General features: G+C 50.1%; 8 protein-coding genes. All 8 read left to right on the plus strand.

Annotation, left to right across the window (positions count from 1 at the left end; all coding sequences use genetic code 11):
* Nucleotides 1-13: 13 nt before the first annotated feature.
* The 8 genes from ACXHJ1_RS15465 (at nucleotide 14) to ACXHJ1_RS15500 (ending at nucleotide 16,695) form a co-directional block, all read left to right on the plus strand.
* Nucleotides 14-1,393 (plus strand): class I SAM-dependent rRNA methyltransferase, encoded by a 1,380-nt coding sequence (locus ACXHJ1_RS15465; RefSeq protein WP_430100809.1) that lies wholly within the window; start codon nucleotides 14-16, stop codon nucleotides 1,391-1,393.
* Nucleotides 1,394-1,634: 241 nt separating this feature from the next.
* Entirely contained in the window at nucleotides 1,635-5,201 is a 3,567-nt protein-coding gene (gene addB, locus ACXHJ1_RS15470) for a helicase-exonuclease AddAB subunit AddB (RefSeq protein WP_457904891.1), read from the plus strand.
* Nucleotides 5,198-9,217, plus strand: coding sequence for a helicase-exonuclease AddAB subunit AddA (gene addA / locus ACXHJ1_RS15475; protein ID WP_457904892.1), 4,020 nt, complete (start codon nucleotides 5,198-5,200; stop codon nucleotides 9,215-9,217). The genes addB and addA overlap by 4 nt, the downstream gene beginning before the upstream one ends.
* Nucleotides 9,218-9,245: 28 nt before the next feature.
* Complete coding sequence (locus tag ACXHJ1_RS15480) at nucleotides 9,246-10,430, plus strand: exonuclease SbcCD subunit D (RefSeq protein WP_019688058.1); 1,185 nt, start codon at nucleotides 9,246-9,248, stop codon at nucleotides 10,428-10,430.
* Nucleotides 10,427-13,813 (plus strand): AAA family ATPase, encoded by a 3,387-nt coding sequence (locus ACXHJ1_RS15485; RefSeq protein ID WP_107733291.1) that lies wholly within the window; start codon nucleotides 10,427-10,429, stop codon nucleotides 13,811-13,813. The genes ACXHJ1_RS15480 and ACXHJ1_RS15485 overlap by 4 nt, the downstream gene beginning before the upstream one ends.
* 260 nt (nucleotides 13,814-14,073) lie before the next feature.
* Entirely contained in the window at nucleotides 14,074-14,478 is a 405-nt protein-coding gene (locus ACXHJ1_RS15490; RefSeq protein ID WP_017428162.1) for a hypothetical protein, read from the plus strand.
* Between the two features lie 351 nt (nucleotides 14,479-14,829).
* Nucleotides 14,830-16,173 (plus strand): aminotransferase-like domain-containing protein, encoded by a 1,344-nt coding sequence (locus ACXHJ1_RS15495; RefSeq protein WP_107733292.1) that lies wholly within the window; start codon nucleotides 14,830-14,832, stop codon nucleotides 16,171-16,173.
* A gap of 162 nt (nucleotides 16,174-16,335) precedes the next feature.
* Entirely contained in the window at nucleotides 16,336-16,695 is a 360-nt protein-coding gene (locus ACXHJ1_RS15500) for a histidine triad nucleotide-binding protein (RefSeq protein WP_025365362.1), read from the plus strand.
* Nucleotides 16,696-16,716 lie beyond the last annotated feature (21 nt).

Below are 16,716 nucleotides of genomic sequence, written 5' to 3' on the forward strand. Positions count from 1 at the left end.
GGAGTGAAGGATTTTGCCTTCAGTAATATTAGAGCGTAGCCGTAAAAAAAGGCTGGAGCAAGCACACCCTTGGGTGTTTAAAAATGAAATAGCCAAGATTGAGGGTGATCCTGAAGCCGGTGATTTGGTCAGCATCCTGAACCATCAGGGGCGTTATTTGGCGACAGGTTACTATAATCCTGCTTCACAAATTACAGTGCGTGTGATGTCCTATGAGCCGCTAGAAGTGATGGACCAAAGCTTCTTTGCCCAACGTTTCCGCAATTGCTTGGAGCACCGCGAACGCTTTGTGACCGGAGGAAACGCTTATCGTTTGGTGTACGGCGAGGCTGATTTTTTGCCTGGGCTGATTGTAGACCGTTTTGGTGATGTATTGGTCGTTCAGCTGTTAACGCTTGGCATGGATCGGCGCAGGGAAGAAATCAGAGATGCACTTGTTGAAGTAATGGGGCCAGTTGGTATATATGAGCGTAGTGATGTATCCATCCGTGAGCTGGAAGGGTTGGAACAGACGAAGGGTCCTTTGTACGGCGATTGCCCGCGCCATGTGGTGGTGACGGAAAATGGCTTACAAATCAAGGTCGATATCGAAGAGGGACAAAAGACGGGGTATTTCTTTGACCAGCGTGAAAATCGTGCAGCCATCGCGCCGTTGATGACAGGTTGGGGAGCGCGTAGCGGAATTACGTTGCAAGAAGTAGCTGCAAACCCAGGCGATGAAGATACAACGGTCATAAAGCCTGTGAATAAAAGTGGTAAGGTTGTTGAATTCCCATTCTGGGACGGTGCAACTGTATTGGAATGTTTTTCACATACAGGTAGCTTTACGCTCAATGCGTGTAAACATGGTGCGAAAAAAGTAACTTGTCTGGATATTTCTGAACATGCGATTGAAAGTGCTCGGGATAATGTGAAGCTGAACGGTTTTGAGGATCGCGTCGAGTTTGTCGTCGACGATGCTTTTCAATATTTACGTAATCAGGTTAAAGGTGTAGAGGAACGCACCGCGCGAGCGGGCGGCAAAGGAGATACATCTAAGCCGCTGACTGCGGGTGGCGGACGTACCTTTGACGTCGTTATTCTGGATCCGCCGGCTTTTGCCAAAACGAAGAGTGCTGTCAAAGGAGCTACACGTGGATATAAAGATATCAACCTTCACGGAATGAAGCTCGTCAATGAGGGCGGTTATTTGGTAACAGCGAGTTGTTCGTTCCATATGCGGCCGGAGCTGTTTTTGGACACGATTAAGGAAGCGGCTGCAGATGCCGGCAAAATCCTCCGACTGGTAGATTGGAGAGCGGCAGGGAAGGACCATCCCCAAATTTTAGGTGTGGAGGAAGGTCATTATTTGAAATTTGCCATCTTTGAGGTACGCAGCCGGACACAGCTGTAGATTTCATACCCTTGTCAAAATTAATCTACTATTAGGCGATAAAGATAAATAGGTGAAAACAAACTCATTTTTAGTATACATCAGTCCTGTAGAGAAGGCTTGCACCAAGCCACCCTGCGGGACTGTTTGTTTTTGAGAAGAGCCCAATTGCTACAACATGGCAAACGTACGTTCTTTTCTCCTTTGCCTGATATGCTATACTGTTTAATAGAATGTTGTTGGTTAGAAAGGAGGCGGCATCATGTCGGTCCGCTTATTGATTGGCCGCTCTGGTAGTGGTAAAAGCACGTTAATCCGTAATGAAATGACCTCTATGTTACGCGAGGAGCCGCTAGGTAAGCCTATGCTGTTACTTGTGCCTGAGCAATCGTCATTTGCTTCAGAGCATGCGTTGCTCACCGAAGTCGGAAACGGTATTCAGGGGTCGGTGCGCGCCCAGGTGATGGGATTCCATCGTCTTGCCTATTTAGTCATGCAGGAAACAGGGGGTTCAGCACTGGTGCCTGTAACGGAAGAAGGCAAGAAGATGCTTTTATATAAAATTATTCGTCGTCGCAAGGATGAACTGAGTTTATTTAAAGATTCAGGAGACCAACTCGGTTTTGTGGATCGGTTGAATACGTTGTTCACAGAGCTAAAGCAGTACGGAAATGATGCTCGGTCTGTACCGGAGCAACTGGATAGAATGCATGCTGCGGGGGAGTCCACTCCGATTTTAAGAGGCAAGCTCAAGGATATCAGTCTAATCTATGAGGATTTTGAACGGGAGCTGACGCTTAAATATATCGATGGTGAAGATACGCTTCGCATGCTGACAGAACAGATTGCACAGTCTTCCCTCGTGCGCGGAGCAGACATTTGGATGGATGGCTACCGGAGGTTTACACCACATGAATACAAGGTGGTGGAGCAGCTTATGCTGCACGCCTCCTCGCTGACAGTGGCGCTGACCTGTAACCGCAGCTACGATAGCGGACAGCTTCCACATGAGCTGGATTTGTTTCATCCTTCAGCGGCTACCTACGTCAAGCTTAAAGGAATGGCAGAGGAGCTGATGATTGAAACGCAGACACAGTTATTACGCCCCGATCCGATGCCTAGGTTTAAGGAACGTCCAGCGTTGGCGTATTTGGAGGCTAATTTCGAACATCGCACAGGGCTGCGGAATCAGGAACAGCGGCTGGGGCTACAGCAGCTACGAGAGCAATGGGCAGGTACAGAACCTAAGGGTATAAAACTGCATGCTGCGGCAAATCGTCGTGCCGAGCTGGAAGGAGCCGTACGCGAAATGCGCCGCCTGGCCCGCGATGAAGGTGCGCGTTATCGGGAAATGGCCCTGTTTGTGCGTCATATTGAAGATTATGAGCCATGGGTGGAACCGATATTCAAGCAGTATCAGGTTCCAGTATTTTTGGATCAGCGGAGAAGTATACTTCATCATCCCTTGGTGGAATTGATTCGGGCTTCACTGGATATCGTGCAGCGACGCTGGCGATACGAGGATGTATTTCGTGCGGTCAAAACAGACCTTCTATTGCCGCTGGACGGTCGAGTGAGCCGCGAGCAGATGGACCGTCTGGAAAACTATGTGCTGGCCTGCGGAATACAAGGTAGCCGTTGGACAGATGGTCGGGCGTGGCAGGCTGTGCCCAGTTTGTCGCTGGAGCTGGAGGAACAGGAACGGAACCGTCAACGGGATGAAACGCTGGATTTGATGGAGTTGTGCCGAGATGTGATTGTGACGCCTTTGCATGCGTTTGAGAAGCGTATAGGTAAGGCACGAACGGCGCTTGAGAAGAGCGAAGCTGTATATCTGTTGCTGGAGGATGCAGAAATCGGTCACAAGCTGGACGCCTTCATTCATCAGGCAGAAGAAGCTGGAAATCCCGAGCAGGCGAAGGAGCACCGTCAGGTATGGGAGGCGGTGCTTGAACTGCTGGATCAAATCGTCGAAATGATGGGTGATGAGCGACTGGACACTGCTTTGTTTGCGGGTGTGCTGGAAACGGGATTGGCTGAGTTCCGTATGGGGCTTGTTCCACCGGCTCTGGATCAGGTGCTGGTCGGAAATACGGACCGTACACGTGTATCCGGCATTCAACATGCCTTTGTGCTAGGGATGAACGAAGGTGTAATGCCGGCTGTGTTCCATGAGGATGGGGTGCTGAATGAGCAGGAGCGTACGGCATTAAATGAACAAGGTATAGAGCTGGCGCCAGATATGACAAGACGTCTGTTGGACGAACGGTTTCTCGCTTATACGGCCCTGACCTCTGCTGGTAAAAGCCTATGGATGAGCTATGCGGTGACTGATGAAGAAGGCAAGCCATTGCTGCCGTCGGAGTTAGTGCGACATGTGCGGCAACTGCTTCCTGGTCTGGATGAACGTCCACTGGCTGGATACCCTTTGCCTGAAGACGCTTGGACGACGCAATGGGAGTATGCTTCCCATCCGTCTGAGGCATTGCCGCAGCTCATTGCGCAATTACGGCATTGGCGGCGTGGCGGTGATATTTTATCTCCCTGGTGGGAGGTATATAACTGGTATGCCAGCCAGCAGGGACGTGAGAAGGACAAGCTGCGTCAGTTGTTGACCTCACTTTTTTACGAGAATCATGCCGAAATGCAGAAGGAAACGAGCCGCCGTCTGTATGGCAGCAAGCTGCGTACCAGTGTATCTCGGATGGAACGTTTTGTCGCATGTCCATTTTCTCACTTTGCCTCTCATGGTCTTCGTTTGAAGGAACGTCAAATGTATCGTCTGAAGGCTCCGGATATCGGACAATTATTCCATGCAGCGCTTGGTGAGATGGCGATCAATCTGCGTGAACGCAATGTCAGCTGGGGAAGCCTCACTACCGAGGAATGCCGCCAAGAGGCGGAAAGTACGGTGGAGCGTCTTGCTCCTCGACTGCAAGGCGAGATTTTAATGAGCTCCAAGCGGTATGGCTATATTTTGCACAAGTTAAAAGACATTGTGAGCCGTGCTTCATTAATTTTGGGTGAACATGCACGGAGAGGTAGCTTTGAGCCGATTGGGCTGGAGTTGGACTTCGGACCGGGTCAGCCGCTTCCTCCCTTAAGCTTCCGGTTAGATAACGGCGTGGTGATGGAAATTGTCGGACGGATTGACCGTGTGGATGTGGCAGAAGGAGAAAAAGGATTGCTTTTGCGTGTCATTGATTACAAGTCTAGCCAAAAGGATCTTAAGCTGCATGAGGTGTATTATGGCTTATCCCTGCAAATGCTCACATACCTGGACGTGCTGCTGAATGCGGCGGAGGAATGGTTGGGCGAGACTGCTTATCCGGCGGGTACACTGTATTTTCACGTCCACAATCCGATGCTGCAATCGCCTAACGGTCTTAGCGCAGAACAGGCGCGTCAGGAGCTCTTGAAACGTTTTAAGATGAAGGGATTATTGCTCGCGGATCGGGATGTAGTTGGGCAAATGGATACAGCATTGGACAAAGGATATTCCTCTATTTTACCTGTTGCAGTGAAAGCAGACGGCAGTTTTTATAGCAGTGCTTCCGTTGCTTCGCCTGAACAGTGGGATAGCCTGTTAGCGTCGGTGCGCAACAATATTCGGACGATTGGCACACGGATGACGGAAGGCGATGTTGCCATTGAACCTTATCGCATCCAGCAAGAAACGGCATGTACTTTCTGTTCTTTTAAGCCTGTTTGTCAATTTGACGACAGTCTGGAAGGCAGTGGTTACAACCAATGGGGGAAACCGGGTAAGGATCAGGTCTGGGATCTGCTGGGTCATACACAGGAAGGGAAAGGAGGAATGAAGCAATGATAAGCACGTCAAATGCTAAAGGCTTGCCGAAGCCGGAAGGAAGCATGTGGAGCGATGATCAGTGGCGTGCCATTTCGCAATCCGGTAACAACATGCTGGTTGCGGCAGCGGCGGGGTCTGGTAAAACAGCGGTGCTCGTAGAGCGTATTATTCGTAAAATTGTCGATCCTCAGCTCGGCTTCAGTGTAGATCGGTTACTGGTGGCGACCTTTACGAAGGCTGCAGCCGCAGAAATGCGTCAACGGATACGCGAAGCGCTGGAACGTGTGCTGGAACAGGAACCGGAAAGTGAACATGTACGTCGCCAGCTATCGTTGTTGAATCGAGCATCGATTACGACGCTTCACTCTTTTTGTATGGAGGTCATCCGCAGGCATTATCAGGCCATTCCTCTTGATCCCGGCTTTCGGATTATGAATGAGCATGAAACAGAATTGCTGCGCCAAGAGCTTTTAGAAGAACTGTTTGAGGAGAAATATGAGCTTCATGATGAAGGCAGCACATTCCGCAGACTGGTCGACTGGTTTAGTGGAGAACGCACCGATGATGCCATGTATGTGCTTGTTCAGCGTTTGTATGATTTTTCTCAAAGTCATCCTTGGCCGGAGCATTGGCTGCGCGAGACGGCAGCAGCATTTCGTGTACAGGATGTAGCAGCTTTGGGGGAGACTCCCTGGGTTCGTAGTATTTTGACGGATGCTGCCCTTTCGTTGCGCGGAGCAGCGAGTTTGCTGGAACAGGCGCATGAAACAGCTATGCAGCCTGGCGGTCCTGCACCCTATGCCATGACATTGCAAGAGGATACGGCGATGGTGAAGGAATTACTGCAAGAGCTCGAGACACAGCCGTGGGCATCCTTGTATGATCAATTTCAAGCAGCATCCTTTGGCAAGCTCAAGCCAGTTAAAAAAGATCAAACCGAGCCTGCATTGCAGGAACGGGTTAAGACGCTGCGCGAGGCTGCCAAAAAAATGATTACAGATATGAAGGCTTCCCTGTTCGGTCGGAGAGCAGAAGCTTATTTGGAGGAACTGCATGCGACCGCTCCTCTGATGGACGAACTGGTGGAGACTGTGATTGCTTTCGGGGAACGATTTCAACAGCACAAGCAGTCAAAAGGACTGGTGGATTTCGGGGATTTGGAGCATTATTGTTTGAAAATATTAAGACACCCCGAATCTACTCCGTACAAGCTGTTACCTTCCGATGCTGCACTTGAATACAAGGCGCAGTTCGACGAGGTACTGCTGGATGAGTATCAAGATACGAATACCGTACAGGAAGATATCGTTAGACTGGTATCGCGCGAGGAACCGGGTAACCGTTTTATGGTGGGAGACGTGAAACAGAGTATTTATCGGTTTCGGCTGGCAGAGCCAGGGCTGTTTTTGAATAAGTATCAACGGTACGGTATACAGGAGCAGGAAGATGGCTTTTTGATTGATCTGGCGCGTAATTTCCGCAGTCGAGAGGAAGTTGTCGATGCGGTTAATTTGGTGTTCCGCCAGATTATGAGTGTGGATGTGGCGGAAATTGAGTACGATGAGCGAGCGTGGCTTGTACATGGCGCGTCCTATCCCGAAAAGACAGAGCAGGACGCTACATCTGCATACGCACCTGAGCTGCTGTTAGTTGATAAAGGCGGGCGTGGTCTTTCTGAGGTTTCGGAGTTGTCTGAAACGGGGGACGAATCGGCTTTACAGGAAAGTGAGCTGGCCGAGCTTGCGGAGCTTGAAACGGCTCAGTTGGAGGCTCGTGCAATCGCTCAACGGATTAAGGAGCTGACTGGAGATACTGGACAGCCACTGTTGATTTATGACAGGGGATTAAAAGCGATGCGTCCAGCAGTCTACGGTGATATTGTCATATTGCTTCGTTCAGCAAGCGTATGGGCTCCCTTAATTGTGGAAGAATTGCGGCTTGAGGGCATCCCAGCCTCTGGAGAGCAGACGACAGGCTTTTTTAAAGCAACGGAAGTTGAGGTAATGTTGTCCCTGCTGCACATTATTGATAATCCGCAGCAGGACATCCCGCTTGCATCCGTGCTTCGTTCGCCAATTGTCGGCTTGACCGAAGATGAACTGGCACAAATTCGTCTAGAGAAGCCGGATGGAATGTTTTATGATGCATTGCTGGCGGCGGCACAGACTGAACAAGTTGAGGAGAGTTTAAAAGAGACCTCTGCTGATGTTATGGAGATGGATCTTTTCACTGAGGACCCGCTATCTTCACCTGACCCAGTCCATAGGAATGACGGGAATACGTTGTCTACCCGACTACGTTCATTTTTGCGTAATTTGGACGCATGGCGGCAGGAAGCCAGACAAGGCAGCTTAAGTGTATTGATTTGGAATGTGCTGGAGGAAACAGGATATCTGGATTGGGTGGGTGGACTCCCTGGCGGCTCACAGCGTCAAAGCAACCTACGGGCTTTATATGACCGAGCGAGACAGTATGAGACTTCTACGTCCAACCGAGGCTTGTTTCGATTCCTAACCTTTATTTCCCGTCTGCGGGAGCGAGGCGGTGATTTAGGATCCATCAGCGGGGGGACTGAACCCGATCAAGCTGTCCGCATTATGACCATTCATAAAAGTAAAGGACTTGAATTTCCTGTCGTGTTTATTGCCGGGACGGCAAAAATGTTCAATCAGCAGGATCTGAATGCGCCGTTTCTTATGCACAAGGAGTTGGGATTTGGTCCTAAATATGTGGAGGAACAAAACCGCGTTAGCTACCCTACGCTGCCTAATTTAGCGATCCGTCGACGCTCACAGCTGGAGCTTTTGGCTGAAGAAATGCGTGTGCTATACGTAGCGCTTACGCGTCCGCGTGAAAAGCTGATTATGACCGGAACCGTGAAGGATCTCGCTTCCCGCGCAGCAGGTTGGGCACGTGCCAAGGAACATGCGGAAACAGTACTGCCAGACTATATGCTGGCGGCAGGTCGCAGCTATCTGGACTGGGTAGGTCCTGCATTGATTCGGCATCCTTCTGCAACTTCGCTGAGGGAAGCGGCAGGGGATCAGGAGGGGTACTATCACAGACTGGAACACATGCCGGGGGCAGACTGGTTATTTAAAATCGTAGCCTCAGAAACACTTTCTGGCTCTCGTGTGAACTCGGATCGTGGAGAAGAGGTATCGGCCGAAGAACGCCAAAAGAAAACAGAAGCACTGAGAAATGTTGAGCTAATCGAATTAGACGAAGAAAGTGAAACGGATATTGCTGCGGCTCTTTCCTGGACCTATCCGTATGAACGGGCGGGCAAGACAGCAGCCAATACATCGGTCACAGAGATGAAAAGATGGCTGGAGATGCAGGAGATAGGATCTGATGATTGGCTGAATCTATCTTCTATCTCCCAACAAGCAGACTTACCAGAGGATCGCGAAGATTCTGACACTAGGGGCAGTCAATTACACTTGCGCAGACCTAAGTTTATGGGAAATCAGCGACTGACTCCTACAGAACGAGGGACGATCTATCATACGTTGATGCTGCATGTGCCCCTAGATGGAGTCATGAGCGCTGAGGTTATTGAGGAAACCAAAGCTCGTTTGCTGAATCAACGTATCTTACTGGATGTTCATGCAAAGGCGCTGGATACGAATAAAATATTACGGTTTTTCTCTAGTGAGCTAGGGAAGAGAATGCTGGGTTCATCCCGTATTCAGCGTGAGCTTCCGTTTACTTATACTATGCGGGCAACCGATTACTGGAACCACAGTTTACCTGCGGTGTTGCCAGAACAGAAGACAGTTACCGAAAGCGGGCAGGACGATAAAGTGCTGATGAACGGGATCATTGACTGTTTGTTTGAAACTCCCGAAGGGCTTGTGCTGCTGGATTATAAAACAGACCGGATCTCTGAATATCGTACGCTGTCACATTTAACAGACCAATATCGTTTTCAATTGGAGCTGTATGCCCGTGTGATTGAAGAGATTACAGGCAAAAAGGTAGCTGAGAAATGGTTGTATTTTATAGAAGCTGGAGAGAGTGTGCAGCTGTAGTGATATAGATAGGGAGAGGGGGAAAAGCATGCGGATTTTGCATACAGGGGATTGGCATTTGGGTCGCACGTTGGAAGGTCGAAGCCGTCTGAAGGAGCAGGAGGCGTTTTTGGAAGAATTGGTGAAAATGGCTGACGACCAGCAGGCTGATTTGATTATGATGGCTGGGGATGTGTACGACTCAGTCAATCCTTCGGCCGCCGCAGAGCAATTGTTTTATGAAGCATCTGCTCGTCTTACGGCTGGAGGAAGACCGCTAGTCGTCATTGCTGGCAACCATGATCAGCCGGAAAGAGTATCCTCGGTCACCCCGCTGGTGAGCGGGCGTGGAATTACATTGCTGGGACTGCCTCATGGGGAAGCAGTGCGCGTCCATACACCGCGAACGGGCGAAATGGCATGTATTGCGGCCTTGCCATATCCCTCTGAGTCTCGTCTGAATGAGTTATTGTCTGAAGACGGGGACGAAACCATATTACGTGAGGCATATAGCCGCCGTGTAGGGATGCTGATGTCGCAGCTGGGTACAGCGTTTCGACCCGACACCGTTAATTTGTCGATGAGCCATATTTATGTGCTTGGCGGGCTGGAGTCGGATTCGGAACGTCCGATTCAGGTCGGGGGAGCCTATACCGTAGATCCGTCTGCTTTGAGCATTGGAGCGCAGTATACGGCTCTGGGGCATTTGCATCGTCCCCAATATGTGAAGGGCGATGGACTGATGCGTTATAGTGGTTCTCCGCTGGCTTATAGCTTTTCCGAAGCTGGACAAGCCAAATCAGTTACGTTAATTGACGTGATTGCCGGCAAGCCGGCACAGGTTGAGGAACTGTATATTACCAGTGGACGCCCATTAGTGAGGTGGCGAGCACGGGGAGGTCTGGAGGAAGTATATCGCTGGCTGGATGAAGGACTGGATGCTGATGCCTTTATTGACCTGGAAATTACGCTGGATGAAGCAATGTCAATGGGAGATATTCAACGGTTGCGCAAAAGCCGTGAAGGCATCATTCATATTCGCCCCGTGTACCCAGAAATGGCTGCGGCACAGTTGGAACAGCAACGTTCAGAACTGCCGGTTCATGAGCTGTTCCGGGCGTTTTACCAGCGACAGACGGGCGGAGCACAGCCGGATGAAGGATTAGTACAGTTGTTTCTAGAATTGGTAGAACAGGATGATGCAAGAGACCACGCTGAGGAGGATGAGGTATGAAGCCGATCCTTCTGAAACTGGCGGGATTGCAAAGCTACCGGGAGTCGCAGGAAATTCGCTTTGACGATTTGACCGAAACGGGGCTGTTCGGAATTTTTGGTCCAACGGGTAGTGGTAAATCAACATTGCTAGATGCTATTACGTTGGCCATGTACGGTAAAGTGGAGCGGGCGGTGAATGGTACACAAGGCATCATGAATCATGCCGAGGATACGCTGTCTGTAGCATTTACATTTGAATTAATGTCAGCTCAAGGACCTCGCCGTTACCGTGTAGAACGACGTTTCAAACGTGCAGGAAGCGTATCGGTTAATAATACGCTTAGCCGTTTTATTGCATATACAGAAGACGGCGAGGAAGTACTTGCTGACAAAGTACAGGATGTGACACGCTGTGTGGAGGAGTACATCGGCCTGAAAATGGACGATTTTACGCGCGCTGTCGTATTACCGCAGGGGAAGTTTGCGGAATTTTTATCCTTAAAGGGCAGTGAACGTAGACAGATGCTTCAGCGTTTGTTCCATCTGGAGAAGTACGGAGATCAACTTGCTCAGAAGCTGAGCCGTCGTGTGAAGGATAACGACATCGCCCTTAAGTCGTTGGAAGCGGAGCAGCAAGGGCTGGGGGATGCGAGTGCTGAAGCGCTTGAGCTTGTAAAGCTGCGCCTCAAAGAAGCGATGGACCATGCAGAGGCTTCACGCCGCGAACTAGAGCGTGTTTCACGGGAAACGGAGGCGCTGAACAAAACACGGGAACTGGTCATCGAGCTTAGCCAAAGAGTGAGTGAGCTGGAGGATATGGCAAGACAGGAACCAGGCATTGCTTTGCTGGAGCGCAAGCTGCGACAAGCATCTGCAGCGGAGGCGTTGCTGCCTGCACTGACAGATTGGAAGGAAGCCGTTGCCGAAGCAGAAAAACGGCAAAAGAATGCTGAACAGATGGCAGTCCAGGCTGCCTCCGCAGCGGAGGCGGCGCTTGTATCTGTGCAAGCAGATGAGCAGGCGCGGCAAGCACTCAGTGCCGAAGAACCAAAGCTATTGCTTCGGATCGACCAACTGGAGCAGGCACTTCAACTGGAACGTGATACGGAAGTGCTGTGGACCGAAAGAGAACGTTTGGCGGCCGAACTGGCGCATAGCGAACAAACCCTTGCAGAGCATGCCGCAGGTCTCGCAAAGGAACAAGAGTTACAGACACGAGGTTTAAAGCGGCAGCAGGAGCTTCAGCAGGAGTTGAAGCAAAATGAAGTGCGGGCAGATGAGCGGCGTATGCTGCAAGAGGCTGTGCAGCGGCTACAACAGCTGGAGACAGCGCATGAGCAATGGAGTGAAGCTGAACAGGAGTATTTAGCTCAGGAGAAACGGCTTGCACTAGCAGACGAACGTCTAAAGCTAATGGAGCAGGAGACACAGGAGACCGAGACACGACGTTCTGTCCTTGCTGCACAGGCGGCTGAAGGCATCGAGGCATTGCTGGCGCTAGAGGCGGAAATTACAGCCGACGTGTCGGCACTGGCTGCCGAGGAGGAGCAACTGCGTCACGAGCTCCGTGCCGAGGAGCTAGCGCGTCTCGCGCAACATCTCGCTACCGAGCTGCGCGAAGGAGAGCCATGCGCAGTGTGTGGCTCTCTGCATCATCCCGCGCCTGCCGCTGTTGCGGCCCATGGCGCGGATTCCGCTGCGCCGGATGAGCTGCACCGCCTGCGGCTCGGCTTGCAGGAGCTGCGTCTCACACTGCGCCAGCAGTTGCACGAGCAGCGCAGCCTGTTGGCGCAGCCCGCCGCAGACAGCGGCGCTGCCGCCACGGGCGAGCCTTTTACGCCTGCGGCTGCTGTGCCTCGTGGTGTCGCCGTATGGGCGGAGCGCTGTGCAGCGCTGGAGCGTACAGCGGCTGAGCTGGCAGCGCGTGCGCATACGCTGCCTGCCGAGGCACAGGCACTGCGTGAGGCGGACGCCGCCGGACAGCAGCGGCGTATCCGTGCAGCCGCCGAGCAGGAAGCGGCGGTTGCAGCCCTGGCGCAGGCGCGGAGCAAGCGCGAGGCATGTACCACGCGCAGCGAGGGGCTGCGCGCCGAATGGGCAGCGCAGCTGCCGGATGTCGGCCCCGACCAAGCTGCGGAGCGTTATCGCGCCATGCAGGAGCGCGACCGGCGTGCGGAGGAGCTGCGATCCCGACTGGAGACGAGCGTGACTTTCCTCGAAGAAAAGGCAGCGCGTGTACAGCAGATACAGCAAAGCATCATCGAGGAGGACAAAATCATTATTGCCCGTCGTACAGGGCTGCAAAGTAAAGATGATTTGCTGCGTGAAAAGCAAGAACAGCTCCGAAAGTGGGTTGGAGAAGGCCAAGCAGCCTCATTGCTGGAAGAAGCGACCTCACGCTTGTTGGGACTGAAAAACGGAGCCGAAGCCGCTGCCCGCCGCCGTACCGAAGCGGAAGAACGCAAGCAGCAGGCTGTTCATGCTTCACTGATAGCGCGGCAGGCCTCCGACTCGGCAGAAGAAAGACGGCAGACGGCAGCATCCCGTTGGGGCATCCGTCTGGAAGCTTCCTCTTTTGCTACGGAAGCAGAGGTCTTGGAATGCTGCTTGGGACCGGAAGAAGCAACACGCTATGAGCGTGAAGTGAATTTGCACCGAGAACGGGAGAAGGAGCTGTCTTCCCGCTTAAAACATGTCGAAGAGCAGTTGAATGGAGCAACAGTAACAGAGGAACAGTGGGAAACGACCACTGCGAGGCTGCGTGATTGCCGTGCACGCGACGAAGAGGCGCTTCAGAATCGCGCCAAGGCCGAACGTGATTTAGAGGACTTGCAGCGTCGGCACGTCCGCTGGATGGAGCTGGAGTCCAATCGTTTACATCTGCGTAGCGAGGCGGAAAAAATGTCCAAGCTCCAGTCTGTTTTTCGAGGCAATGCTTTCGTTGAATATATTGCCGAAGAGCAGCTCATGCAGGTCAGCCAATCCGCTTCACGCCGCCTGCGTTTTCTGACTAAGCAGCGTTATGCGCTGGAAGTAGATTCCAGCGGTGGTTTTGTCATTAGTGATGATGCCAACGGTGGGGTCAAACGTCCGGTATCGACCTTGTCCGGCGGCGAAACGTTCCTGACCTCTTTGTCGCTTGCGCTTGCGCTGTCGGCTCAAATTCAATTGCGGGGCCAATACCCTCTACAATTTTTCTTTCTGGATGAAGGATTTGGAACGTTGGACCCCGAACTGCTTGACACAGTAATTACCTCGCTAGAAAAGCTGCATCACGATCAATTATCTGTTGGTGTGATTAGCCATGTGCCTGAATTGCGGGCCCGGCTCCCACGCAAGCTGGTTGTTCTTCCCGCAGAGCAGGCTGGTGGAGGCTCTCGTGTAGTTATGGAAACATTTTGAAACAATGTGATACGGATCACAGATACAGTTTCAAACTGTTGTTATAATACAGCTAAGCCGACAAGTTAATCATACAGCACCCCGGCGGACGTATGCTGCGGAAGAAGTCTTCCCGTCATACGTCCGTTCAGAGGGGCTCTGCCAAGAGCTCCCGGGGTGCTTCTTTTTTTTGTAGCCGGAATTCGCCCAATTTGATGTAGCACATAGCCCGTTTTTGAATAACATACGGTATACATGCAAGAGTCTAGGAGGAAACAACCATGGAAAAAAGCATGATAACCGAAAATGTTACAGCATCGCAACAGATGGATGCTAAAACACTATGTCAACAGCATATGCATCGTTATGTATGCGTATGGGTGAAGGACGGGACAATGTATGACGGAATTGTAGAGCATGTGGATGATGAAAAGATATACTTAGCCGTTCCTATGGGTGGAGAAGAAATGGAGAATGTTAATCTCCCCTATCCGCCCAACAATTGTGGATGCGGCTCCCGTGCTTATGGTGGCTATGCATCTTATCCTCCGTACCCTTATCCGTACCCTTACCCGGTCCCAGTGCCCGCCTATGCGTATGGATTCCCATACGGACGTCGCCGCTTTAATCGTTTGATTCTGCCACTTGCTGCGTTGACAGCGATTAGTTTACTGCCTTACTACTAATCTGATCTTCTTCGTTGCCTGACCATCGTTCTACTCTCTCCCGCCTACAGCCCTTGTACAGTACAAGTGGCTATATAGGTGTATCCATACATCATCACTAAGTAAGGCTGTTTCTTCCAGCATGAAGAAACAGCCTCTTTTTCACATCTACCGTCTCAATATGTTAATGAGCTATAACGCTTACAGCCTTTAGCGAGGTTACAATGATTTATGAATGGAAACTGTATGGGTACAGTTTAGTGAAAAGAGGTATCCTGTTTATCTAAAAACCATGTTAACATCAAGCATGTACAGAAACATAAGAAGGAATAAGCATATAAAGAGGATGTACTGAACAGGCAGGAGGATATCGTGAAAAAATATGTTTCGGTTTTATTAGATATAGAGCTTAAAATTCGCGAGGGACAATATAGATCTGGTTACAAGCTGCCATCGGTCCGTGATGCTTCGGAGCTATACAAGTGCAGCAAAAGCACAATTCTGCGAGCCTATGCTGAACTTGAAAGGAAGCATACCATTTATTCCATACCGCAAAGCGGATACTATGTAGTGGAAAACCCCAGTGACGTACACCATAGCCATATTTCCGACTACGTTGATTTTGCTTCAGCATCCCCGGATTTGAATGTATTTCCATATCTAGATTTTCAGCATTGTCTAAATCAGGCTATTGACACTTACAAATATCATCTGTTCACATATGGGGATTCGCAAGGATTGGAAACATTGCGACATACGCTCGTCTCTCATTTGGCTGATACTCAGGTGTTTGCAAAAACAGATCGGATTATCGTTACTTCAGGTGTTCAACAAGCATTAGAAATACTCGCGAAAATGCCGTTTCCCAATGGCAAAGAAAAGATTTTGGTCGAGCAGCCCAGCTACGATATATATTTGCGTTTTTTGGAGGAAGAGAGCATACCCGTCAATACGATTGCGCGGACAGCGGAAGGTCTGGATTTTTATGAGTTGGAGAACCAATTTAAGCAGGGTAACATCAAATTTTTTTATACCATGTCAAGGCATCATAATCCTCTTGGTATCTCATATAACACGGAGGAACGAAAAACGATAGCTGCCTTGGCTGCGAAATATGATGTGTACATCGTAGAAGATGACTATATGGCTGATTTGGGAGTTGATCATCTTGTTGATCCCATTTATGCATACGATCAGACAGAACACACTATTTACTTGAAAAGCTTCTCAAAAATCATTTTCCCTGGCTTGCGATTAGGGGTTGCGGTACTGCCAGAAAACTTATTAAAGACGTTCAGTACCTATAAAAGATATGTTGACACATCCATTTTGTCTCAGGCAGCACTTGATATCTATATTAAAAATGGAATGTATGAACGCCATAAACACACGATATCCAAACTGTATTCGGAGCGCGTTCGTATTCTGAACAAGGCGGTGGAACGATACAATCAGTCCGGGTACATTCAAACTCCAGCTGTAACCTCAGGTGTTTATACGCAGTTTAAGCTGCCGAGGACGGTGAATTTGGAACGTTTGGTACACAGTCTTAACGCGAGAAGCATCCAAGTTGTAGCTGGCAAAGGCTTTTATTTATCAAGCTACAGGGAACAAGAAAAATTTTTGCGTATAAGTATTTCGCGTGCACAGCCGGATCTAATTGATAAAGGAGTTAAATCTATAATAGAGGAAGTTAGTAAGGGAAACTGGTATTAAGCCCCATTTTCCGTTATGATACATATAGAAACATAGGCATAACCAATCATGATTGGTTATGTTTCTGTTTGGTGTGGAAAATACATAACTTTGAATGCCGAGAGCAAGGACTGCTGATGTTTAATTGCTTATGATCGGCTCACTGCCAAAGGAGGGTTTTGAATGGACGATCTGTTTTTGAAAATTGTGGATGGAAGCATTCCCAGCAAAAAGGTGTTGGAAACCGACAATGTGCTCGCATTTCATGACATCCAGCCTGCGGCGCCAGTACACGTGATCATTATTCCAAAAAAATACATTCCTTCAATGAATGCTGTAACGGAGGAGGATCTTCCTCTTATCGCGGAGATTCATCGTGTTGCGGTTGAGGTTGCGAAAAAGTTGGGAATCGCTGAGTCTGGTTATCGGTTGATTAACAACTGTGGTCCGGATAGTGGACAAACGGTAGGGCACCTGCATTATCACTTGCTGGGCGGCGCCAAATTAGGTGCCCTGACAGGTATTTCGGACTCACATTCTTAAAAATGACAGAGCTAGTCTTTT

It is taken from the genome of Paenibacillus sp. ALE2, from assembly GCF_054113385.1.

Bases quoted from the DNA above. Each gene is read 5' to 3' on its own strand.
- ACXHJ1_RS15490 (WP_017428162.1), top strand. From the start codon at position 14,074: ATGGAAAAAAGCATGATAACCGAAAATGTTACAGCATCGCAACAGATG.
- addA (WP_457904892.1), top strand. From the start codon at position 5,198: ATGATAAGCACGTCAAATGCTAAAGGCTTGCCGAAGCCGGAAGGAAGC.
- ACXHJ1_RS15480 (WP_019688058.1), top strand. From the start codon at position 9,246: ATGCGGATTTTGCATACAGGGGATTGGCATTTGGGTCGCACGTTGGAA.
- addB (WP_457904891.1), top strand. From the start codon at position 1,635: ATGTCGGTCCGCTTATTGATTGGCCGCTCTGGTAGTGGTAAAAGCACG.
- ACXHJ1_RS15500 (WP_025365362.1), top strand. From the start codon at position 16,336: ATGGACGATCTGTTTTTGAAAATTGTGGATGGAAGCATTCCCAGCAAA.
- ACXHJ1_RS15485 (WP_107733291.1), top strand. From the start codon at position 10,427: ATGAAGCCGATCCTTCTGAAACTGGCGGGATTGCAAAGCTACCGGGAG.